Source organism: Luteitalea sp., from assembly GCA_009377605.1.
GTDB lineage: Bacteria > Acidobacteriota > Vicinamibacteria > Vicinamibacterales > Vicinamibacteraceae > WHTT01.
The window spans coordinates 88935-112042 of record WHTT01000009.1 but is presented as its reverse complement, the minus strand read 5'-3'; the positions used below and the strand labels follow the sequence as shown (position 1 = coordinate 112042).

The following is a 23108-nucleotide window of genomic DNA, read 5'->3' as shown; positions in this document are numbered from 1 at the left end:
ACTGTTGAACCTCATCGCAATGAGTCTGGTCGTGCTGGGCTCGTCGGCATCGATCGCGTGTGCGCACGGTGGACCGCCGCGGCCAAGCTTCGGCGTGCGGACCGGTGGGGCGTCGAGTTGGTGGCGCGAGGCGTATAACCACGGCTATCGAGATGGCAGGCGGGAGGCGGAACGGGACGCCCGCCGCGGGCATCCACGCGACTGGCGAGATCGCCGGTGGGATCGCCGTGACGAGCGCCGCCGAGCGTACGAAGAAGGTTACCGTGACGGTTATCGCGCGTCGCTGGGACGATATGGTCGCTCGGGTCGGTCGGGCTACGATCCCGGCTACCGTGATCCGTACGGGCGGTCGGGTGTTGGGTCACGCGCCCCTCGCTCATACCGCAGCCCGGCGTTCGCCCGCGGGTATGAGGACGGCTACAAGGAGGGACGAAACGCTGGCAAAGATCGAGATCGCTACGACCCGCGCCGCGAGAAGAAGTACCGCAAGGGTGACAGCGGCTACAAGCGCGAATACGGCACGAAGGACGCCTACCACACCGAGTATCGCAATGGCTTTGTTGCGGGCTACGGCGCCGGCTATCGGGAAAATCGACGATAACGCTCATAGACCCGGGTCGTCCAGAGGGCGTGGCTGGGCACGACGAGTCTGGGTCCGCCTGGGACGTCCTCTGCCTCGCGGAACGCTTGCCCGAGCGCAGGTTGGACGCCCATGACGCGGAAGAAGGCCGCTGACACACGCGAGCCGGCCACTCGTTCTGGACGACCCGAGCCGACCAAGTTGAACCCTTTGGTCAGGCGTCTGCAATGTGCGATGGGATGACGCGCCCTCTTTCCACATCCCTGGCGGGACTCCACTCCCTTTCACGTTTCTTACCAATGTAAGCCCGGCCACCGTAACGAGCTGACGCTCGACCGGGCACGGTGGCACGTTGCTGCCCCACGTCGCACGCCCAACCGCTGTTCGTATGGCGAGACTGGGTCGTTGTTACTAGAAAGTACCGAACTGCTGCCCCGAGTCAGGACGCTCGTGAGAATTCGCAGCGCCTGACCGGGTGCATGATGCGCGTCCGTCTTTCATCGTCTGAGGAGGTGCCGTGATCATCGCATACGTCAGCTTCGTGATCGCTGGGCTCCTGATCCTGCTTGGCTTCATCGCGCTCCTCGCGCAGAAGGTCTACATCGATCGCGAGACACAACAGCCCGTCGAGGTGGAGATCCCAATGGTTGGGAAGCTGAAGACCAACGTGCCTGCGCTCGCGTTTCTCTTCGGCGGCCTCGCGCTCGCATACCTCACCTTCGACAAGGCATACCCGCCGCATCCCGTGGAGCGGATAATCAGAGGTTCGTTCCAGAACGAGACCGGCCAAAAGATCAACTTCTCGAGCGGCGAGCTCAAGGTCACGCCAGCGGACAGCGACATCCGGGTGTCCGAGAACGGCAAGGAGTTCACAATTACGCTCAAGAACGTCAAGGAAGGACAATCCCTCGAGGAGGTGATCGAGAGGATCCATTTCTCGCATCCCGAGGTCGTGATGGAAGAGATCGTGCTGAAGGACGAACTTGACGCCTACCGGTCGGATCGTGAGAGCAAGCTGAAAAACGTCGGCGAGCATGCCGTCAGCTTGAAACCCATTCCGGTGAAACTCTTCGACGAAGGAGGTGCCACGTGAAGTTTGTCGCCTGTTTCACGTTTCTGCTCGTCTTCTCGGCTGGAACGGCGTGGGCCGATAGGTTCCAACTCCTGCATCGAACCGACGGCGGCAACGATGCCTATCATGTCGCGTACGCAGAGCTGCGTGTCGTTGACGGACGCAGTCAGAAGGAGGTGTTCAGAGGATCCACTGACAAGTATGGACGGGTCATCATCGACCTCGAGAAGAACGGTCGGTACGAGGGCCAGGTGACCTATCGGCAGACCAAGTGGCGCGTGCGCCTCGACATCGACGGGTCGAGGGACCTGAAGCGAGTGTATGTGTCGAAATCCCGGTGATCCGGCCGGATGTTCGGACCATGCGGCTTCGGCATTGATGCAGCCAGGCGTCATTCTCGCCCATTCGACGAGCCGTGCGGCGTTACAGGACAGCACACCGGCGCACCTGAGCCAGATGTCATCCCTGTAATCCCCGAATCGTAAATTGCCGCGGAGAAGTCAGCGTCACCTCCTATCGGCGGTTCATTCCAAGAGCTCCTCCACACTGACAACCCCGCCGTCGTCCTCGGCGTGTGGCTTGGAAGGTTGGTAGCGGTACGGGGATTCGAACCCCGGTCTCGTGGCTGAGAACCACGCGTCCTGACCCCTAGACGATACCGCCCCGCAGGGGCAAGAATCCTCAAGTCTAGCCGAGGCGGCGCGGTCGGGGCAAGTCTCGTTCCTTGCGTGTACATTATCATCCAGCACATGCGCAATTTCCTGTTGTCGCTCCTGCTGTTCGTCGTGCTGGCCGGGGCTGTCTGGTATGGCGCCGGTAAGCTGGAAGGCCCCAAGGTCGCGATCCGCAATCCCAAGGGCGCCATCGGTCATGCGTCACCGTTCGACGTCATCGTGAACGCACAGCCGAATCGGCTCGAGGGCCTGGAGATCGCCCTCGAGCAGGAGGGACAGTCGTACCCGATTTTCAGCCTCTCGAATCGGGGCGATGCGCAGATGGCGTTGGAGGGCGAAGGCACGCGGGTGCGTGGAACGGTCGGCCGGCGGAACGTCCCGTCGTTGGCGCAGGAGCCGGCGCGGCTCGTGGTTCGCGCGTCGCTTGCCGTGCTGTTCGGCCTTCGCACCGTGGACAGCGTGACGACGCAAGACCTGGAGGTGCGGCTGGTGCCGCCGCAGATTGCGGTCACCTCACTGCATCATTTCATCAACCTCGGCGGCTCTGAGGTCGTGCTCTATCGCGTGAAGCCGGCTGATGCGGTATCCGGCGTCCGGGTCGGCGACATCGACTATCCAAGCTATCCGGCATCCGGCGCCGGCATTCCAGACACCGACCGCTCGCTCAGGATGGCGTTCTTCGCCGTCCTCCACGACCAGACACCCGACGTCCAGATTTCAGTCTTTGCACGAGACTCGGCAGGCAACGAGGGGCTCGCGGATCTGGATCATCGCGTTTTCCCCAAGCGGTTTCGAAGCAGTCGCATCCAGCTCCAAGAGGGATTCATGCGGCGAGTCGTCCCGGCCATCCTGCAGAATACGCCTGACTTCAAGATTCCGAATCCGGATAACGTGCTCGAAGCATTCCTTATGATCAATCGCGACCTACGGCAGAAGAATGCCGAGGAGATCGCCGCGCTCTCGCAGAAGACGGCACCGACCATCCTTTGGCGCGGCCCTTTCAAACAGATGGTGAACACGGGTGTCGAATCAGGATTCGCCGACCACCGCACGTACTTCTATCAAGGCAAGGAAGTCGATCAGCAGGTGCACCTCGGCTTCGACCTCGCCTCGCTGCCGCATTCGCCGGTCGTTGCCGCCAATCGCGGTCGCGTTGTGCTCGCTCGGTATTTCGGTATCTACGGTAACTGCGTCATCCTCGATCACGGGATGGGCGTCCAGTCGCTCTATGGCCATCTGCACGAGCTGCGCGTCAAGGAAGGGGAAATGGTTGACAAGGACGAACAGATGGGGACCACCGACATCACTGGGCTCGCCGCGGGTGACCACTTGCATTTCACGATGCTGCTGCACGGCCGCCCGGTCACAGCCATCGACTGGTGGAGCCCACAGTGGATCGAGGACCGGATCCTTCGGAAGCTCCGTGAGGCAGGAGCCAAGATCGCGCCAACGTCGTAAAGAACAGTGACGAGTGACGGTGGCGAGCAGCGAGTGGCGAGTGACGGGTGACGGGAGGCGGGAGGCGGGAGGCGGGTGAGGAGGGGCGCAGCGCGGGCGAAAGGACGTCTGCGCCGTCATTCCTGCGCCCTGTGGCCGGTCGTCTATAATCAACGTAGGCTCGTCGTGTCTCGGCCTCGGCCAGCTTGGCCCAGCAGGACGCCCGGGCTCGAGTATGTAGCGAGGGGGCCTTCAGGCCCGTCGCTCCCACTTCTCACATCCCTGAGGATCCTCGGTTTGTCGAAATCCGGTGTGCTCGCCTCGGCGCCCGCGCAGGGCCGCGCTGCCGATTATCTCGAGCTGGCCAAGCCACGGCTCAACCTTTTGGTCATAGCGACCACCGCGGCGGCCTATTGCCTTGGCGCCCGCGGCGCTATCGAGATGGCGCCCCTGCTGCACACGATTGTGGGGACGGCGCTGGTCGCCGGCGGCGCGTCGGCGTTCAACATGCTGCTCGAGCGCGACGTCGACGCGCTCATGGCGCGAACGCGGAATCGACCGCTGCCAGCGGGACGAATCGGGGTAGTCGAGGCTGGCGCGTTCGCGGCGGCCATCTCGGCGATGGGGCTGGTCCAGCTCGCGCTGTTCGTCAATGGGCTGGCGGCTGGCATCGCGCTCGCCACGCATCTGAGCTACGTGCTCGTGTACACGCCGCTGAAATCGCGCACGTCATTGGCAACGGTCGTCGGTGCCGTGCCCGGTGCCTTGCCTGCCTTGATCGGGTGGGCGGCAGCCACCAACTCACTCTCGCGTGAGGGCTGGCTGCTGTTTGCCATCGTATTCCTGTGGCAGATGCCGCACTTCCTCGCGATAGCCTGGCTCTGTCGCGACGAGTACGCGCGCGCCGGGTTCGCGGTGCTGCCGGTCGCCGAGCCCGATGGGCGCAGTACGGCGCGGCAAACCGTCGCGTACGCCGCCGCCTTGTTCCCGGTGAGCTTGACGCCCTCGCTGGCTGGTCTCAGCGGGCCCATGTACTTCGCCACCGCGCTCGTGTTGAGCGCGCTATTCCTCTGGCTCAGCCTCAGGTTTGCGCGCCGCCGGACACGGAGCGAAGCCCGGCGGCTCTTCTTGGCCTCGATTCTGTACTTACCGCTCCTCTGTGGCGTGCTCGTCGTCGACGGGCTGCTGCAGCTATAAAGGCTCCGCTGGTAAGCGGGGCGCGCTCCATGTTCGACGTCACACTCCTCCCCACCGTCAACGCAACGCTCAATGCGGCCGCGGCATGCCTCCTCGTCGCTGGTTTCTACTTCATCCGTCGCAAGAGCATCTCGCGCCACCGGGTGTGCATGGTCGCCGCATTTGGGACGTCAGTGCTCTTCCTCATCAGCTATCTCGTCTACCACGCGCAAGTCGGGTCCAAGCCTTTCCCGGGCGAAGGATGGATCCGAACCGTTTACTTCGGCATCCTGCTCACGCACACCGTCCTCGCGGCTACTGTCCCGCCGCTTGCCTTGATTACGCTCAGCCGTGCGCTCGGTCGCCGGTTCGATCGGCACCGTGCGATCGCGCGATGGACGCTACCCATCTGGCTCTACGTGTCGGTCACTGGCGTCATCGTCTACCTGATGCTCTATCACTAACGATAGATCAGGTACGGAGCGCGCTTCAGCCGCCAACGCGCCTCACCCTCCGCCCACGACGCAGCGATGTCGGCCGGGTCATCACCCTTCCGAACGCGAACGATGAGATCTTCCGAGCCGAACAAGGTGCGTGCTCGTTCGAGCTCGTACTGCGCGGGGTAGAGACGCGCGAGCGCCGACGCGATTTCGAGGCCAACGCGGACGGGCTCCAGCGCCTCGCGATCCGTGACGATGATGAAAACACCTTCGCATCGCTCGTTCGCGTACTTGCTCGACGTCGGCGTGAAGGAGACCGGGTAAAAGCGCACTCCGGGCAGAGCACGCGCATTGAGCTCCTCTGCCAGCCGATTGCCGTCGATCCAGGGTGCGCCAACGTGCTCGAAGGGCGTGTCGGTGCCGCGCCCTACCGAGATGTTCGTGCCCTCGATGGCACCCACGCCCGTGTAGAGCGCCGCCTGGTACATATTGCGCATGTTGGGCGACGGGTTCGTCCACGGTTGCCCCGTCTCATCGAACCAGGCGTCGCGGCGCCAGTGCTCCATTTCGACGACGCTCAGCTTCGCGCGAATCTTGTTCTCCGCGTTGAAGAGACGCGCCAGCTCTCCAAACGTGAGCCCGTGGCGGATGGGCATTGGGAAGTACCCCGTAAAGCCCATCGCCGCCGCATCCTGTACCGGACCTTCGATCTGCCACCCGCCAATTGGGTTGGGGCGATCCAGAACGACGACTTCGATCTTCCGCCTCGCCGCCTCCTCCATCACATACGCCATGCTCGTCGTATAGGTGTAGAAACGGGCGCCAACATCTTGGATGTCGACGACGAGCGTGTCGATGCCCTGGAGCATCTCGCTCGTTGGCCGGCGCGTGTCGCCGTACAGTGAGTAAATTGGCAGCCCGGTCTTCTGATCTCGCGATGAGGAGACCTTCTCATCCAGGACGCCGCGGATGCCGTGCTCCGGGCTGAACAACGCGATCACCGTGAGGTTCGGCGCGTTGTGGAGGAGGTCAATCGTGCTCGCGCGGTCGCGGGCGCGGCCCGTGTGGTTCGTCACCAGGCCAATCCGGCGCCGCGCCAACCGCTTGAACTGCTCGGCACGAAGAATATCGATCCCGGTCAGCACGGCAGGCAACCCGGAGGCTGGTGACTCGACGGGATCTGGCTCCAGCAGCCGACCGGGAGATCGGCCAACAAAGGCCGCTCGCATTCGATCGGCCCGCTCCAGCGCCTCGTCATCGACATCCTCGAGCGCCGACGCCGCAACCGTGGCCACGTCGGCACGCAACGTGTTGACATCTCCCTTGCCTACCGGATGCACGCGATTGGAGAGAAAGACAACGTACTCGCGGGTGGCTGGATCGACCCACAACGATCCTCCCGTGAATCCCGTATGACCAAAGGACCCAAGCGGAAGGAGCGCACCGCGGTTCCGGGAGAACGTCGAGTCGATATCCCAGCCGAAGCCGCGAGCGTTCTGCTGGGTCGGCGGCGTCTGGGGCCTCGTCATCAGGCGTACCGTGAGCGGCGACAAGATACGCGTGCGGCCCAGTGTGCCTCCGTTCAGGAGCATCCGAGCAAAGCGCTCGAGATCCTCCGCCGTCGTGAACAGCCCGGCGTGTCCCGCCACACCGCCCATCCTTCGGGAGGTTGGATCATGAACGACTCCACGCAGCATGCGCTGATTCGGCCCGTGGCAAGGCCAGCCGAACGGCGTGCACAGCTCGGTGGGAGCCACCCGCGCTCGGAGCTCCGCTGGTGGCAGGAACATCGTATCGTCCATGCCCAGGGGCTCGAAGATGTGCTCACGCGCGTAGCGGTCGAGTGGCATCCCACTCACGCGGCGCACGATGTCCCCGAGCAGAAAGAAGTTGATGTCGCTGTAGATGAAGCGCTCGTCGGGTCGCGCGATTGGCACCTCCTCGGTGGCGAGCCGAATGGCCTCGTCCGAGCCGCGCCACTCGAACGCCAAGTCGAGATCCGGCCTCAGTCCCGACATGTGCGTCAGTAAATGGCGAATCGTGATCTCTTCTTTGCCGTACTTTCCGAACTCCGGGACGTAGGTGGCAACACGATCGTGGAGGTGCAGCTGTGCTTCTTCAAGAAGACGCATCACGCTCGTCGTCGTGGCCATTACCTTGGTGAGCGATGCAACATCGAAGATGGTGTCCTCGTCCATCGGCTCGACCTCCGGCTGGAGCGCACGATTGCCGAACGCTTTCTTGTAGATCGTGTCATCGTCCCGCCCGACGATGATGACGGCGCCAGGGAGCTGACCCTCGGCAATGGCCCGCTCGACGAGCTCGTCGATCCGCTCGAGGCGCTGCTCGTCGACCGCACCGGTGACGCGAGCAGGATTCGCCGCAGTCACCCACAGCACAAGTAAGCACAGGAACAGAGGATTCCGGCGTCGATCGGTACGACCACTCATGGGGGGCATTATACGGGGGCCGTCACGAAGAAGCGGGTCGTGCAGGGGTGACAGGGTGACACGGTGACGGGGTGACAAGGTGTGCGGGTGGGCGTGGGCTTTAGGTCTTCGACGCGGCACCCTCGAGACGTCCCACATACGCCAGAAACAGCCCGCATCACCGTGTCACCTCGTCACCCTGTCACCCCCGCACCCTCTCACCCTAAAACAGCACCTTGGCCGCGACCTGCGCCTGCCGCGGCGACCCGGCCTGGGTGAACTGGCCGAACGTTGGTAGCGGATCAGAGGGGTAACGGCCGGGGCCGAAGATGTTCTGCACGTCGGTATAGTTGGCACGGTTGAAGAGATTGAAGACCTCCACGATGGCTTCGAGCTTGACGCGGCCGCCCAATGGAAAGCGTCGGGCGATCCTGAGATCGACGGTGGCGTGCATGGGGAGGACACCAGCGTTTCTGCCGATGCTGGTGGTCGGGTCAGCGGGGTTCGTGCGTGGCCTGTCGGGCGGAAAGGCGCCGCCGTCACCGTCGCCGTTCAAGTCGACCCCGGCGAGAATGCTGTAGGGGCGGCCAGATGCGAGCGCCACGATGGACGAGAGGTGCACGTCGCCTGGAACGACGAAAAGCCCGCTGAACACGAATCGGTGCCGCTGGTCCTGGAGCGACGGCCCGCGCTCGCTGTCGCGATCGAAGCCAAGCGGAAGGCCGGTGGGATCGTTGGGATCGCGTCCGCGGCCGTTGTGCTCGGGCAGGAAGGCTGTCTGGAAGTCGGTTGTATCGTCCTCGGCCTTCGAGAGCGTGTAGCTTGCAAGGAGCTCCATCTGGTGACTGAAGCGCTTCCTCAACGCTACCGAGATTCCCTGATACCACGTCCGGCCATACGAGGTGTACTGCAGCACCGAGGCAGACGAGCCGGGAACTGCCCCAACATCGAGCGGTCGACGGTTCGGCCCGAGTGCAGAGACGAGGGGGTTGTAGTCGATCGTCCCCACCTGGTTGAAGCCTCTGACGTACAGGTAGTTGATGGCCAACGCCATCTGACCCGGCAGCTGCTGGTCGAGTCCAATCGAGGCCTGATGCGCGTACGGTGTCTGGAGGCCCGGATCGACGGCAATCTCGAGGCTCGGAAACGCGCCGAAGAGCCGCCGCGCGTCCGCTTCTGAGAGCCGCCGCTCGGGCGCGCGCCACGCGATGAGTGAGAGGGGCGGCGGGGCAACAAGGGTGCGGAGGCCGTCCGGATCGCCGTCGACAATGTCCGCAATGCCGAGCATGCCCGTGACGTGGTTGTCGTAGAAGAGTCCCCACGCCGCGTGCAGATTGGTCTCACCGCGGCCGTTCGGGTCCCACGCCAGGGCCATGCGTGGTGCGAGGTTATTACTGTCGCTTGGAAAGCCGTACGACTCGGCAACACCAGCAACTCGATACGTCACATCGGGCCAGAACTGACGTTGATACCGCACGCCGAGCTTCAGCGTGACGCGATCCGTCCGCCAGTCGTCCTGCACGAAGAGCGACAGGTCGCCGGATGGGTACGGCTTGCTCGCGTTCCCATATCCCTGGATGTAGCGGACCGGGAGGCCAAGCGCGAACGCCTGGATTGCAGAGAGGGGGCCCTCGACGCCGAGAGACGCCGCTTGTTGGGCACTGAGATCGGTAAAGATGTAACGGCCGCCAAAGTGGAGCGGCAGCGCCTGCTCGAGGTGGTCGATGTAGTTGAAGTCGAAGCCCGTCTTGATCTGGTGGCGACCCGCGAAGAAGCTGAGCGTGTCGACCACCTGGTAGCGTTCGTTGAGGCGCGGTTGAGGCGTGAAGCGATGCCGTCCAAAGCTGGCCACGCCAATGATCTCGGCCGTCGGCCCGCCCTGATCCTCGGCGAGACAAGAGCCGCCACACGCGGGATCGAGCGCGTTCACCTCCTGGTCGCGCCGCGCGTATTGGAAGCGCAGCTCATGCGCCATCCGGCTCGAGGGCACCGCCGTGTGCGACACCCCCAAGACATGATCCTCACTGTCGAGGATGGCGCCACGGCTTCGCGCCACGTTGCCGCCGAACGGCTCGATGTTCTCGTTGATGGCGTCGCCGTAGTTGTAGCGCAGCGTGAGCGCCTGGCCGGTCGAGAGCTGGTGGTCGACCTTGACAAGGAAGGAGTTGGTCTCCACACGATAGGGTACGTGACCGACGTCGATGGGAAATCCCGTGTCGTTGATCAGTCGCGCCGGTGTGCAGGCCGTGCTGCCCTCCGCGCATGGTGAGGCACCAAGCACGCTGACCGGGGTACGATTGTCGACGTTGACGAAGTTGTTCGCTTCGATGTCGAGCCGCTCGAACGACGTGAAGAAGAAGGTGCGATCCCGCTTGATGGGACCGCCAAGGATGCCTCCGTACTGCTTCTGCGCGTAGGGCGCCTTGTCCTGCTCGATCGGCCTTCCCGCCGGATCGAACTTCTCGAAGTAATTCCTGGCGTTCAACCCATCGTCACGCGCATAGAAAAACACGTCGCCCGCCGCGCTGTTCGTCCCGCTCTTCGTGACGATGTTGACCAGGCCCGCCGAGGCCTTGCCGAACTCGGCCGAGTACGAGCTGGTGAGCACCTGGAACTCGCGAACGGCTTCCTGGCTGAACGTCGCACGCACACCGCCGATTGTCGCGTCGTTGTTGTCCAGGCCGTCGACCGTCAGATTGTTCGATCGGGCGTGCTGGCCGCCAAATGTGAGGCCGGAGGTGGCGGACGCCCCTTGCTGCGGTGTCTGGTCGTTCGAGACATTGGGGGTCAGCATGGCAAACGCGATGAAATTGCGCCCGTTGGTCGGAAGGCTCTCGATCTGTCGCTCGGAGACGACCGTCGCCACGCTGGTCTGTCGCGTGTCGACCAGCGGCGGCGTGGTGCGGACCGTCACGGACTCCTGGGTGCCCGCCACTTGCAGCACGACATCGACGGCGACGGTGGCGCCAAGCTCGAGCACGACCCCCTCTCGCATCTCCGCCGTGAAGCCCGGATGCTCTACCGCCACGGTGTACGTGCCGGGCGGCAGCACCGGAATCGTGTAACGCCCGAGGTCGGTCGTCGCCGCGGATCGCCGAACGTTGGTTGCGACGTTCGTGGCGGTCACGGTCGCGCCACTGACCACTCCGCCGGATGCATCGTGGACGATGCCGGTGAGATCGGCGGAGGTCGCGCGGGACTGAGCCGCGAGGGGCGCGGCGAGCAAACCACTCACCAAGGCGCACGACAGAACGCGTAGGACCGAGCGCAGCATAGCTCCTCCTTCACACGCGCAACTCCTCGCGGCCGCCTGGGCGAGGCGACCCTACCGCCGCGCGTTCGCTGAACGAGCCGCCCACCACGGTCGGTCTGCCTTGCCGAGGCGACCGTTGGGAGGTGTGGCGGCGCATTCTACCACGGCGTCGCGCTGTGGTAGCGCTTGACGGTCTTCTAGAAGGACACGTATGATGAATGAACAGTCATTCATCAACTAGCCCTGACGCCATGCCCGTCCCAGCCGTTGACCGCACGCCTCGCCTCGTCACCGCCCGCACGCCAGCCGCGCGGAGCGACAAGCGAGATGTCATCCTGCGCGCCGCCGCCCGTGTCTTTGCCGAGCGCGGCTTCTTCAATGCTCAGGTGGCTGACGTCGCCAGAAGCGCCGGGGTTGCCGCAGGGACCGTCTACCTCTATTTCCGTAACAAAGACGACCTCCTGATCTCGATCTTCGAGCGGACGATGGGCGACGCCATTGCAGAGGGGCGGGCCGCCCTAGCTGGCGTGGGCGATCCGGTCGAACGACTGCGAACGATTGCCACGCTGCACCTCGAGCGTCTGGGACGTGATCGCCGCCTTGCGGTTGTCTTTCAAGTCGAGCTACGACAGTCCACCAAGTTCATGGAACGGTTCTCGACGACCCGGCTGCGTGAGTATCTCGGCATCATCCGATCAGTCATTGCCGACGGCCAGCAGCGAGGCGTCTTTCGCCCTGATCTCAGCGCAACCATCGGGGCGAAGATCTTCTTCGGCGCGCTGGACGAAATGGCCACGAATTGGATCCTCAGCCGCCGACGTTACTCGCTCGTGTCCATGGTCGAGCCGGTTGTAGGCCTCTTCGTCAACGGCGTCAAAGCATAGAACTGAGGTGCGAGGTCGTAGTGAGGCGCTGATGGTGGCGGGGAGGAGTCGGCGTGGGTGGTGAGATGACCGCAGGCACAATCCGGAAAGCTGCTGTGCTCGGAGCTGGCACCATGGGTGCGCAGATCGCGGCGCACATCGCCAACGCTGGCGTCCCGGTTCACCTGCTCGACACCACCGGCGACGTCGCGAAGCAAGGCTTCCAGCGCGCGCACACGCTCGCCCCCTCTCCATTCTTCACCCTGGATTCGGCACGTCTCGTCACGCTCGGTGGCTTCGATCATGACCTGTCGGCGGTGGCCGGGTGCGACTGGATCATCGAGGCGGTCGTCGAGCAGCTCGAGGTCAAGCGCGAGCTGTTGGCGCAGGTCGAGCCTCATCGTGCGCCCGCCGCCATCGTCAGTTCGAACACCTCGGGGATACCACTTGCCGCGTTGGCGGAGGGACGCGGCGAGCCGTTTCGGCAACACTGGCTCGGCACGCATTTCTTCAACCCGCCACGCTACCTGAAGTTGCTCGAGGTCATCCCAACTGCGGACACGCGCCGTGAGGTCGTCGAGATCGTGGCGAGGTTTGCCGATCTCCGGCTCGGCAAGGGTGTGGTTCGCGCGAAGGACACGCCAAGCTTCATCGCCAACCGCCTGGGCCTCTACAGCGTCGCGAGAGCTCTCGAGCAGCTCGCCTCCGGTCAGTTCACGATCGAGGAGATCGACGCTCTCACGGGCCCGCTCATCGGGCGGCCCAAGAGCGCGACCTTCCGCACATTGGATCTCACCGGCCTGGACCTGCTCGTCCAGGTTGCGCACAACGTCACGGAGCGCCTGAGCGCGGAAGCCACCTTCTTCACATTGCCGGCAGTCGTCCATGAGTTGGTCTCACGCGGTTGGGCCGGCCAGAAGGCCGGCCAAGGCTTCTACAAGCGCGTCGAGCGCGGGGGTGAGCGGGAGATCCTCACGCTGGACCCCGCCTCGCTCGACTATCGCGCACGCCTGGAACCGCGTCTTCCCGAGCTCGAGCGCTTTGGGGCACTTCAGCCGCTCGAGGCGCGTCTGCGCTCGCTGCTGCTCGACAAAGGCCGGGCGGGTGCCTTCACACGCGCCACACTCGGGGCAACCCTGCTCTATGCAGCGCGTGTCGCCCGAGAGATTGCCGATTCAATCGACGATATCGACTGGGCGATGCGGTGGGGGTTCGGTTGGGAGCGTGGGCCGTTCGAGATCATCGACTCGATTGGCATTCGTGAGCTCGTCGACGCGTGCCATGGCGAAGGTGCGACACCACTCATCGACGAGGCGCTCAGCACGGGTCGCAACCGTTTTCGCATGGATGGCCTCGTCTCGCATGATCCCGCGCTGCAACTCCTCGCCCAGGCCAAGGCACACGAGCGCGTCGTGAAGCAGAACGTGGCGGCGAGCCTCATCGATCTCGGGGACGAGGTCCTCTGCGTCGAGTTCCATTCCAAGATGAACGTTATCGGCGGCGACACAATCGCCATGCTCGAGGCGGGCCTAGAGCAAGCGGAGCGACGGTTCGCGGCGCTGGTCGTCGGCAACGACGGGCAGCACTTCTCGGCCGGGGCCAATCTCATGCTGCTCCTGCTTGCGGCGCAGGAAGGAGACTGGGACGAGATCGACCTCATGGTGCGCACCTTCCAGCGCGCGACCATCCGCTTGCGCGGGGCACGGGTCCCGGTGGTCGTCGCTGCGAGTGGGATGACGCTCGGCGGTGGCTGCGAGGTGCTGCTGCACGCCGATCGTGTGCAGGCGGCGGCGGAATCGTACATCGGCCTCGTGGAGACCAGCGTTGGCCTGATTCCCGCCGGCGGCGGCACCAAGGAAATGCTGTTGCGTGCGCTGGCCGCACGCCCCGCCGTCGCAGCCGACTCGCTGCCCTTTGTCCAGCGGGCATTCGAGACCATGGCCCTTGCCAAGGTCTCGACCAGCGCCGCGGACGGCAGATCGTACGGCTTCTTGCGCGCGGTGGATCGCATCACCATGAACCGGGACCGCCTTCTCGCTGACGCCAAGGGCCTGGCCCTCGGCCTCGCACAGGAAAGCTACCAGCCGCCCCAGCCGCCCGCGATGATCTCAATACCTGGCGCAACCGTCAGGGCGGCGCTGCGGCTGGGCGTGCACCTCGCTTGGCGGGCTGGTCGCATCAGCGACCATGATGCGCACATCGGCCGCTGGCTGGCGCACGTCCTGGCCGGCGGCGACCTGCCTGCGGGAACGCCGGTGGGGGAACAGTATCTGCTCGACCTGGAGCGCGAGGCGTTCCTCAGCCTGTGCGGCGAGCGCAAGACCCAAGAGCGCATCGCCCACATGTTGAAGACCGGCAAGCCCCTGAGAAACTAGCCCTGAGGAACTGATGATTGTTCGTGGTGACGGCCCAGCGCTCGTGCTCGTTCCCGGCATCAACGGCCGCTGGGAGTGGATGCGCGCGACACTCGAGGCACTGGCCGAACGACTGCGTGTCGTGACCTTCTCGTATCGTGGCGAGCCGGGCGCGCGTCCCCTGCCTCGAGACGGTGCCGACTTCGACCTCTTCGTCCAGCAGGTCGACGATGCAGTGCACGCAACAGGGGAACAGCGCGTCGCGGTCTGCGGCGTCTCGTACGGCGGCTGGGTGGCACTGCGTTACGCCGCGCAGCACCCGGATCGAGTGGCGGCGCTGATCCTCGTCTGCACGCCGCCGCCCCCGCCAGACGTGCAGTTGGGGTGGCCGTACGATCACTACCTGAGGCACCCGTGGCTCTATGCGCCTGCGTTCTTCCTCCGCGCGCTGCGCCGCACGGTCGTCGAGGTCAAGGCCACGTTCCCCGGTGTCGATCACTGGTTGCCGTTCCTGTTACGGCACCTGCGGGCGATTCTGCGTGCGCCGCAATCACCACGGCGGACGGCGTTACGATGGAGGCTCGCCCAGCAAGTGGACCTTCATGCCGACTGTCGCCGGGTGACGGCGCCGACGCTGGTCGTCATGGGCGAGGCCGAGCTCGATGGCGTCGTGCCAACGCGCGGCACGCTCAGCTATCTCGCGCTCATTCGCGGCACCAACGCGGCAACGCTGCCGGGCACGGGCCACATCGGCCCCATGACGAAGCCAGACGAGTTCGCGCGAATCGTCTCCGAGTTCATCGACACGGACGGATCAGGAATCAGGAATCGGGAGTCACGAATCAGGAGTCAGGATTCAGGAGTCCGGATTCAGGACACAGGAATCAGGCTTGCCTAGCCGCAGCTCGCCGGAGGCGAGCGAAGGCTGGAATCAGCTCACCAACATGTCGGTCTTTATTGATGGTCCTGCGGGTCGTCTCGAAGCTGTGATTGATGGGCCGTCCGGGCTGGTACGGGCCGCTGTGGCACTTGCGGCACCGCATCCGGAGCTGGGCGGCACGATGCAGAACAAGCTGCTGCACGAAGCGGCGAAGGCGCTGGCTGGCATCGGCTGTGTGGTGCTGCGGTTCAATTATCGCGGCGTCGGTCTCAGCGGAGGTCCCTGGGTGGAAGGCCACGGAGCACGTGACGACTACCGCGCTGTCCTCGACTGGCTCGAGATGCAGCACCGGGGCCTCCCTTTCTGGGCCGTTGGCTACTCGTTCGGCTCGTGGGTGGCCATGACGACCGGAGCGAGAGATGATCGCGTTTCGGCGCTTGTCGGCATCGCGCTGCCGGTGGAGTCGCTCGACTACACGCTGCTCACCGAATCGCAGAAGCCGAAGTTCCTCGTCCAGGGCGATTACGACATCCTGTCTCCGCTGCCCGCCGTGCAGCGCTTCTACGCCGAGATGCCGGAGCCCCGTGAGCTCGTCGTCATCGAGGGCGCCGATCACACGTTCGACGGCCATATCTTGGAGGTGGCCGAAGGCTTGACCGATCTCCTTGCGGATTTCTAGGTAGGGCCGCCTCGCCGAGGCGGCCGTGACGGCGCGGGAGGCCGACGCGCCCTACCAAGTCGGAGGCTCTCATGGAAGACGCAGTCATCGTTTCCGCCGTTCGGACCGCCGTTGGCAAGGCACCGTCTGGGACGCTGCGATCGACACGGCCGGACGATCTCGCGGCCGTCGTCTTGAGCGAGGCCTTGAGGCGTGCACCTGGCGTCGACCCACACGAGATCGACGACGTGATCCTCGGCTGTGCGATGCCGGAGGCAGAGCAAGGCTTCAACGTCGCGCGTATCGCGAGCCTGCGGGCGGGGATCCCGCACGAAGCGTCGGCGGTCACGGTCAACCGGTTCTGCGCCTCAGGGCTGCAAGCCATTGCTTTTGGCACCGAGCGGATCCGATCGGGCGGGGCATCCATGATTCTCGCGGGCGGCACCGAATCCATGAGTCTCGTACCCATGACCGGCAACAAGCTCGCGCCCAACCCCACGCTCGTCGACACCTACCCGGATGTGTATCTGTCCACTGGCCTCGTCGCTGAGAACCATGCGCGCGAGCACCGTATCTCTCGCGAGGCCCAGGACGTGTTCGCGCTCGAAAGCCACCGGCGAGCCATTGCCGCAATCGACGCGGGACGGTTTCGTGACGAGGTCGTGCCGTTCGAGGCAGGAGTCGTGGATCCGGATCCTTCGGGCAAGCCTACGATCCGCCACGTGCCCTTCGATACGGACGAGGGTCCGCGCCGCGACACGTCGAGCGAAGCGCTTGCCAAGCTCAAACCGGCGTTCCACGCGCGAGGCACCGTCACAGCAGGTAACTCGTCGCAGACCAGTGATGGCGCCGCGGCTGTCCTCATCATGCGCGAAGATCGGGCGCGTGCGCTCGGTGTGGCACCGCTCGGCCGCCTCGTCGCATACGCAACGGCTGGCGTCGAGCCGGAGCGCTTTGGTCTTGGCCCGGTGCCGGCCATGCGCAAGGCTCTGCGCCTGGCCGGCCTCAGCATCGACGATATCGATCTCGTCGAGATCAACGAGGCTTTCGCGAGCCAGGTGCTCGCCTGTCTCGCGGAGCACCCCATCGATCGCGAGAAGCTCAACGTCAACGGCGGCGCCATCGCGCTGGGCCACCCGCTGGGCTGCACCGGCGCCAAGCTCACCTGCACGTTGCTCTATGAGATGCAACGCCGGAAGTCACGCTACGGCATGGCGACGATGTGTATCGGTGGTGGGATGGGGGCGGCGGGGGTGTTCGAACGTCTTGGGTGACAGGGTGAACAGGGTGAGAGCATGACGACAACCGCACAGCTGGTGCACGGCGGCGGCTGGCTCTTCGAGGACATGACGCCCGGTGAGGCTTTCACGCCCGAGCGGCTGTCGGACGAGCATCGGATGATGGGCCGCACGGCGCTCGAGTTCGTCACACAGGAGGTCCTGCCGCACCTCGAGGCGCTGGAGCGGAAGGATTGGGAGCTCGCACGCCGACTGGTGCGGCGATGCGGCGATCTCGGCCTCCTCGCCACCGACGTGCCCGAGGTGTACGGCGGCCTCGCGCTCGACAAGGTCAGCTCGCTTGTGGTCACGGAAGCCATCGCACACTCGGCGTCGTTTGGTGCAACGTTTGGCGCGATGACCGGATTGTCGATCATGCCGATCCTCTGTTTCGGATCAGACGCGCAAAAGCAGCAGTATCTGCCGCGCCTCGTCAACGGCGAGGTCGTCGGTGCCTACGCGCTCAGTGAATCTGGGTCGGGCTCGGATGCGCTGGGGGCACGCGCGCGCGCGATGCGGCAGGCAGACAACGGCTTCCTGCTGAGTGGCGAGAAGATGTGGATCACCAACGGCGGCTTCGCCGATCTCTACGTCGTCTTTGCCAAGGTAGACGGTGAGCACTTCAGCGCGTTCCTCGTTGAGCGCGCGTGGCCTGGCGTATCGACCGGCATAGAAGAGCAGAAGATGGGACTGCACGGGTCTTCGACCGCCGCGCTCATCTTGCAGGATGTGCACGTGCCAGCGACCAGCGTTCTCGGCGAGGTTGGCAAGGGGCACAAAGTGGCCTTCAACGTGCTCAACTACGGCCGATTCAAGTTGGGCGCCTCCTGTTGCGGCGGCGCCAAGCTCGCCGTTGGCGAGGCGGCCCGCTACGCGGCCACCCGCGCTCAGTTCGGCAGGCCGATAGGAACATTCGGCGCCATCAAGCACAAGCTCGCCGAAATGACGGCGCATCTCTACGCCTTCGAAAGTCTGCTCTACCGTACGGCTGGCCTCATCGACCTCGTCGCCGTCACGGCGAGCGATCATGCGTCCGGCACCGTCACCGCGCTCGAGGAGTTCGCGATCGAAGCGTCGATGATCAAGGTTGCCGGCAGCGAGATGCTGGACTTCATCGTCGACGAGAACGTTCAGATCCATGGTGGTAATGGTTACGTGCACGACTACCCGGCAGAGCGCCACTACCGCGACGCCCGCGTCAATCGAATCTTCGAGGGGACGAACGAGATCAACCGGCTCCTCATCCCAGGAATGCTGATGCGGCGCGCGGTGAAGGGAGAGCTGCCGCTGATTCCAGCGGCGAAGCGACTTCAGGACGAGTTGCTCGCGATGGTGCCAGACGCTGCCGGTGAAGGGTCCCTGGACGCGGAGCGCCGTCTGGTGACAGGCTTCAAGAAGATCGTCATCCTTGCGCTCGGTGCTGCCATGCAACAGTGGGGTGACCGTGTCACCGAGGAGCAGGAAGTGCTCTGCTTCGTGGCGGACATCGCTATTGACGCCTTGGCCGCGGAGAGCGCGGTACTTCGTGCACAGCAGGCAGAGCTCGAAGGGGCGAGCGCCGCCGATCTGCATCGAGCGGCAGCACGGGTGTACGTGCACGACGTCGCACCTCGTATCGAACGTGCCGCACGCGAATCCATTGGCGCCACACTCGAGGGTGATTTGCAGAAGACGGCACTCGCCGCGATACGCCGTTTCGTGAAGATCTCGCCGGTCAACACGATTGCGTTGCGGCGCCAGCTCGCCGACGCGACCGTCACGAAGGAAAGGTATCCCTTCCAGTAGGCGGAAAAAGGTACCCGGTTCCTTTTTCATCTATCCTGTAGGGGTGAGGATCTGCCTGCCGAGCGTCTTGATTCTGGCGTTCACGCTGTCAGCGTGCACGAATGCGCCCCCGCCCCCAGATGCCGCGGACTATCCGGCAAGCATCCGAGCACTTCGTGACAAGAAGGACGAGGCGTTCAGAAGCGCAGACGACTCCCCGGTTCCACCGGCGCGCCGTGAGTCGCTGCTGCCCCTGGAGTATTTCGAAGTCGACGAGCGGTACCGCGCACCGGCGGCTCTTACACCGTCGCCTGACGAGCCGGTCATCGTCATGGCGACATCGACCGGCAAACAGCGTTCAATGCGCCGGGCCGGGCGGCTGGAGTTCGCACTCCTCGGCCGCGAGCTGGCTGTCACAGCGTTCGTCGAGGCCGATGACCAGGAGGCGCGCCGCTTGTTCGTGCCGTTTCGCGACCCGAGCAATGGCACCAAAACATACGCCGGTGGGCGTTACCTGGACCTCGATCGGACTGCGACCGGGCTGTACGAGCTCGACTTCAATCGTGCCTACCATCCCTACTGCTACTACAACGAAACGTACGATTGCCCTTTCCCGCCTGCGGAGAACACGTTGCGGGTGCCCGTGTCCGCTGGAGAACGGATGAAAACCAACGCATCGGATGGAAATTGACGTATGGCCGTTCCTTCGCACCTCAATGGCCTGGCTGCGGTCGTCTTCGACTTCGATGGCGTGCTCGCGAATAGTGAGCCGCTGCACCTACGTGTGCTCCAGCAGGTATTGGCGACAGTCGGTGTCACGCTGTCGTCGGAGGAGTACTACGCGCGCTATCTCGGATACTCGGATCATGACTCGCTGTCGGAGATAGCGGCGGACCGTGGCCTCGGCTGGGACGAGCCGACCATCGAACGGCTCACCAGCACGAAAACGCAGCGGTTTCGGGAGATCGCCCGAGGAGAATCGGTCCTCTTTCCAGACGCAGCTGCGTGTGTGGAACAGGTCGCTGCCGCTGTGCCGGTGGCTATCGCATCAGGCGCGCTCCGTGACGAGATCGAGCTCATGCTCGAGCCCAGTGGACTCCGCTCGCTCTTCAGTGTCGTCGTCGCAGCAGACGACACGCCGCGCAGCAAGCCGGCGCCGGATCCGTACGAGCGCGCGTTCGCGCTGCTCCTGGAGACTGGGCGGCTCGATTCAACGGCTCGACCGAGCCACGCGGTGGCGGTCGAAGACTCGCCCTGGGGCATCCAATCCGCGCGCGCAGCGGGATTGCGCACAATCGCAGTCACGACGTCGTATGGCCAGGATCAGCTGGGTGATGCGGACCTCGTGCTCCCCACTCTCTCTGCGTTGACTCTGAATACACTGGCCAGCGTGGTCGGGTGACTGGAGGGGTCAAGGAATCAAGGGGTCAAGGGATCAAGGGATTGGGCAGTAGCCTAGCGGGCAGCGTCCTCCCTAGACCCCTAGACCCCTAGATCCCTAGATCCCTAGATCCCTAGCCCGCCCTGCCTCGTACAGCGCTATCGCGGCGGCAGTTGCCACGTTGAGAGAATCGACGCCCGGCGTCATGGGAATCCGCGCCTCGGCGTCGAGGTGTGTGCGGGCCTGCTCCGAAAGCCCTGAACCTTCATGGCCGAGCAAGAAGGCAACGGGCAGACCCCACCGCGCAGTCAGGACGTGGGTGAGCGCCGCCGCGTTGGGAGCCGGCGTCAAGCCAATTAGACGCCATCCGGCGCTCTTGATAGCTTCCAGCGACGGGAGCCACTCGGCGACCTTCACGAAGGGAACCTCGAGAGACGAGCCCATCGATACGCGGATCGCCTTCCGATAGAGCGGGTCCGAGCACCGCGGGTCGAGGACGATGGCGCGTGCACCCAACGCCTGGGCACTGCGAAAGATACCGCCGATGTTGTCGGGATTGCCAACCTCCTCGAGCAGGATGAGCGGCGCGCGATCCACCTTCGCGCTGCGCGCTTCGGCGGACAAGTCGGACGAGGTGAGCACCGCTTCGAGCGGCAGCGCCGCCGGACGCTCGCCGCATGCGAGGCAGCCGCGGTGAACGTTGAACCCGACGATTTCAGTGAGGAGATCCCTCGAGCCAACGTAAATCGGCCTAGGGTCGCGGCCCGCATCGAGCAGGTCATCGAGCGACGCCAGCGCCGCGTCGCTTACGAGGAGGGACTGCACACGCGGCGCCCCCGCAGCAAGCAAGCGGCGCACCACCAGGCGGCCCTCCGCGATGAAGATCCCACGGCGCACGAGCAGCTCTCGGTCGGGGATGTTGCGATAGCTCGCAAGGCGTGGGTCCCCGGCAGATTCGATCCGTACCACGGGCATGGTCAATAGCCGTCGATGAGCGCCGAAACGGCGCGAGAATTCCGATCTCCGGCGTCTTTCACTGGAGGAAACGATCGAGCTCGGGAAGCGCCGTCTCGGCGGGCCGCCGCACGACAAGGTCGACAACGTCGGACGCACCCGTGGCTTCGGGGTTGATCTCGACGACCATGGCGCCGGCCGCGCGGGCGCTGTGAATGAAACCGGCCGCCGGGTAGACGAGCGCCGAGGTGCCGATTGTGACAAACAGGTCGCAACGTGCGGTCGCCTCGGCCGCCTGCTCTACCACCGTCGGATCGAGCGCTTCCCCGAACCAGATGACGTCAGGACGGAGATAATCGCCGCACGTACAGCGCGGTGGAAGCTCCGGTAGAGGGACACGACCGTCGCGTCGCGTCCCGCCTTCCGCACACGGCCGGGCGCAGCGCAGGTGCCAGATGGATCCATGCAAGCGAACTACGCGCACCGTACCTGCGCGCTCGTGGAGACCGTCCACGTTCTGGGTTACCAGCGTCAGAGAAGGGGAACGCTGGCTCCAGCGGGCGAGGACGTCGTGCGCAGGATTCGGCTTGCAGGCGGCAATGCGCTGCCGACGCCAGTCGTACCATTCCCAGACCATCCGGGGGTCGCGCCGAAAGGCGCCCGGCGTCGCCAGGTCCTCTCCGCGAAACGACCGCCAAAGACCGTCGGGGCCCCGGAACGTCGGCACACCGCTCGCCGCAGAGACACCGGCACCGGTCAGCACGGTCAAGCGCCGCGCCTCCCGAATTCGCTCGCCTGCCGTTTCGATGGGATCGCGCACGCTCGCCACCCTATCACCTTGCGATCGCGTCATCGCCTCAATTACGCTTCGTCGGGGGAGGCAGACCGATGCGTGAGCCAAAAGGCTTGACAATCCAGCTCGAAAGCGGCGCCACGGTCTCTGCCCGGCATTACACGTCGAGCGCCGCCTCGTCACTGGGCTCCACCCTCATTCTTGCGCATGGCGCGGGGGCCGGCCAGACCCATCCATGGATGGTCGCGCGCGCCTCGGCCCTGGCCGCACGAGGGCTCGACGTCGTCACCTTCAACTTTCCTTACATGGAGCGGCGCAGGCGCGCGCCGGATTCGGCGGCAGTGCTCATCGCCTGCTACGCGGCCGTCCTGACCAAGGTGGCGGCCGGGACAGATGGGCGTGTGCTCGTCGGCGGCAAGTCCATGGGGGGACGCATAGCCACCGAGCTCGGCGCCGCGCGGCCGGACGAGAATCGCCTGAGTGGCATTGTGTTGCTTGGGTACCCGCTCCATCCGCCGGGCCGGCCGCAACAGCTGCGCAGCGCTCACCTTCCCAGCGTGCGTCGGCCGATGCTGTTCGTCCAGGGCACGCGCGACAGCTTCGGCACGCCGAGCGAGCTGCAAGCCGAGCTCGATCGGCTCGCTGTTTCCACGACGATCCATGCCGTCGACGATGGTGACCACTCACTGATCGTCAAACGCGGCGGACGCCCTCAAGAGCTGGTGTTCGATGAGGTCTACGAGGTGATTCTCAGGTGGATAGCGGCTCTATGACAAAACAACACGGAAACGGAGACAGCTCCCGTTAGTGGTACCAAGACTCTTCACCGCCCAAAACCGAGGAGTGTCCCCGCTCTCCTCGTCTTCGGCGGCCCCGAGCGCTGGTCTCCGTTTCAAGCGTCCCCGGCTAAAAAAAATGGGGCGAGCCGCCGCTCGCCCCCCTCAACGCAGGGGCCTGGCACTGTGCCCCAGCGAAACCGTTCGCGTGCCTCGCACGCGGTTCCGATTGGACTACCGCCGAGGTGGAGGCCTTTCAGCGCCACCTCTACGCCTCCCCCAAAGAGATACGGAACGAGCACGGGCCCGCGTGCTGACTGGCCGATACTGGTGCGGGCTCGCGTCGC

At 64.7% G+C, this 23108-nt stretch carries 19 protein-coding genes and 1 tRNA gene; 15 read left to right on the top strand and 5 right to left on the bottom strand.

What is annotated here, in order from left to right:
• The first annotated feature begins 19 nt into the window (after positions 1-19).
• The 3 genes from GEV06_04910 (at position 20) to GEV06_04900 (ending at position 1993) form a co-directional block, all read left to right on the top strand.
• Positions 20-601 (top strand): hypothetical protein, encoded by a 582-nt coding sequence (locus GEV06_04910; GenBank protein MPZ17239.1) that lies wholly within the window; start codon positions 20-22, stop codon positions 599-601.
• A 496-nt stretch (positions 602-1097) separates the two neighbouring features.
• Positions 1098-1673, top strand: a complete 576-nt coding sequence (locus tag GEV06_04905) for a hypothetical protein (GenBank protein MPZ17238.1) — start codon at positions 1098-1100, stop codon at positions 1671-1673.
• Positions 1670-1993 carry a hypothetical protein gene (locus GEV06_04900; protein MPZ17237.1) on the top strand — a complete coding sequence of 108 codons (324 nt, stop codon included), beginning with the start codon at positions 1670-1672 and terminating at the stop codon, positions 1991-1993. Before GEV06_04905 ends, GEV06_04900 begins: the two co-directional genes overlap by 4 nt.
• 247 nt (positions 1994-2240) lie before the next feature.
• Here the strand turns inward: GEV06_04900 and GEV06_04895 are convergent.
• Positions 2241-2315: transfer RNA gene (locus GEV06_04895), tRNA-Glu, on the bottom strand.
• 86 nt (positions 2316-2401) lie between these two features.
• Here GEV06_04895 and GEV06_04890 point away from each other — a divergent pair.
• The 3 genes from GEV06_04890 (at position 2402) to GEV06_04880 (ending at position 5403) form a co-directional block, all read left to right on the top strand.
• Positions 2402-3784, top strand: a complete 1383-nt coding sequence (locus GEV06_04890) for a peptidoglycan DD-metalloendopeptidase family protein (GenBank protein ID MPZ17236.1) — start codon at positions 2402-2404, stop codon at positions 3782-3784.
• Between the two features lie 261 nt (positions 3785-4045).
• Positions 4046-4960, top strand: coding sequence for a protoheme IX farnesyltransferase (cyoE, locus tag GEV06_04885; protein ID MPZ17235.1), 915 nt, complete (start codon positions 4046-4048; stop codon positions 4958-4960).
• 29 nt (positions 4961-4989) lie between these two features.
• Positions 4990-5403 carry a DUF420 domain-containing protein gene (locus tag GEV06_04880; GenBank protein MPZ17234.1) on the top strand — a complete coding sequence of 138 codons (414 nt, stop codon included), beginning with the start codon at positions 4990-4992 and terminating at the stop codon, positions 5401-5403.
• On the opposite strand, the gene GEV06_04875 is transcribed toward GEV06_04880, so the two are convergent.
• Positions 5400-7967, bottom strand: coding sequence for a DUF1343 domain-containing protein (locus GEV06_04875; GenBank protein MPZ17233.1), 2568 nt, complete (start codon positions 7965-7967; stop codon positions 5400-5402). The genes GEV06_04880 and GEV06_04875 overlap by 4 nt on opposite strands.
• Positions 7968-8031: 64 nt before the next feature.
• Entirely contained in the window at positions 8032-11082 is a 3051-nt protein-coding gene (locus tag GEV06_04870) for a TonB-dependent receptor (GenBank protein MPZ17232.1), read from the bottom strand.
• A gap of 230 nt (positions 11083-11312) precedes the next feature.
• On the opposite strand from GEV06_04870, the gene GEV06_04865 reads away from it, so the two are divergent.
• The 8 genes from GEV06_04865 to GEV06_04830 all read left to right on the top strand — a co-directional run bounded on the left by GEV06_04865 (position 11313) and on the right by GEV06_04830 (position 20259).
• Positions 11313-11945 (top strand): TetR family transcriptional regulator, encoded by a 633-nt coding sequence (locus GEV06_04865; protein MPZ17231.1) that lies wholly within the window; start codon positions 11313-11315, stop codon positions 11943-11945.
• Positions 11946-12010: 65 nt separating this feature from the next.
• The gene (locus GEV06_04860; GenBank protein ID MPZ17230.1) at positions 12011-14299 is read left to right on the top strand and encodes a 3-hydroxyacyl-CoA dehydrogenase/enoyl-CoA hydratase family protein; all 2289 of its coding nucleotides are present in this window, start codon (positions 12011-12013) and stop codon (positions 14297-14299) included.
• Between the two features lie 13 nt (positions 14300-14312).
• Complete coding sequence (locus tag GEV06_04855; protein MPZ17229.1) at positions 14313-15176, top strand: alpha/beta fold hydrolase; 864 nt, start codon at positions 14313-14315, stop codon at positions 15174-15176.
• Entirely contained in the window at positions 15169-15837 is a 669-nt protein-coding gene (locus GEV06_04850) for an alpha/beta fold hydrolase (protein MPZ17228.1), read from the top strand. The genes GEV06_04855 and GEV06_04850 overlap by 8 nt, the downstream gene beginning before the upstream one ends.
• A 71-nt stretch (positions 15838-15908) precedes the next feature.
• Entirely contained in the window at positions 15909-17090 is a 1182-nt protein-coding gene (locus GEV06_04845) for an acetyl-CoA C-acyltransferase (GenBank protein ID MPZ17227.1), read from the top strand.
• A gap of 21 nt (positions 17091-17111) precedes the next feature.
• Complete coding sequence (locus GEV06_04840; GenBank protein ID MPZ17226.1) at positions 17112-18878, top strand: acyl-CoA dehydrogenase; 1767 nt, start codon at positions 17112-17114, stop codon at positions 18876-18878.
• On the top strand, positions 18817-19548 hold the full coding sequence (locus tag GEV06_04835) for a DUF1684 domain-containing protein (protein ID MPZ17225.1): 732 nt from the start codon (positions 18817-18819) through the stop codon (positions 19546-19548). The genes GEV06_04840 and GEV06_04835 overlap by 62 nt, the downstream gene beginning before the upstream one ends.
• A gap of 3 nt (positions 19549-19551) precedes the next feature.
• Positions 19552-20259 carry an HAD-IA family hydrolase gene (locus tag GEV06_04830; protein ID MPZ17224.1) on the top strand — a complete coding sequence of 236 codons (708 nt, stop codon included), beginning with the start codon at positions 19552-19554 and terminating at the stop codon, positions 20257-20259.
• Positions 20260-20355: 96 nt separating this feature from the next.
• On the opposite strand, the gene GEV06_04825 is transcribed toward GEV06_04830, so the two are convergent.
• Together GEV06_04825 and GEV06_04820 are read right to left on the bottom strand one after the other, a co-directional pair.
• Positions 20356-21213 (bottom strand): RNA methyltransferase, encoded by an 858-nt coding sequence (locus tag GEV06_04825; protein MPZ17223.1) that lies wholly within the window; start codon positions 21211-21213, stop codon positions 20356-20358.
• A 58-nt stretch (positions 21214-21271) separates the two neighbouring features.
• Positions 21272-22045 (bottom strand): NAD-dependent protein deacylase, encoded by a 774-nt coding sequence (locus tag GEV06_04820; GenBank protein MPZ17222.1) that lies wholly within the window; start codon positions 22043-22045, stop codon positions 21272-21274.
• A gap of 35 nt (positions 22046-22080) precedes the next feature.
• Between GEV06_04820 and GEV06_04815 the strand changes: the two genes are divergently transcribed.
• A complete protein-coding gene (locus GEV06_04815) occupies positions 22081-22758 on the top strand; it encodes an alpha/beta fold hydrolase (GenBank protein MPZ17221.1) in 678 nt (225 codons plus the stop codon).
• Positions 22759-23108: the final 350 nt, after the last annotated feature.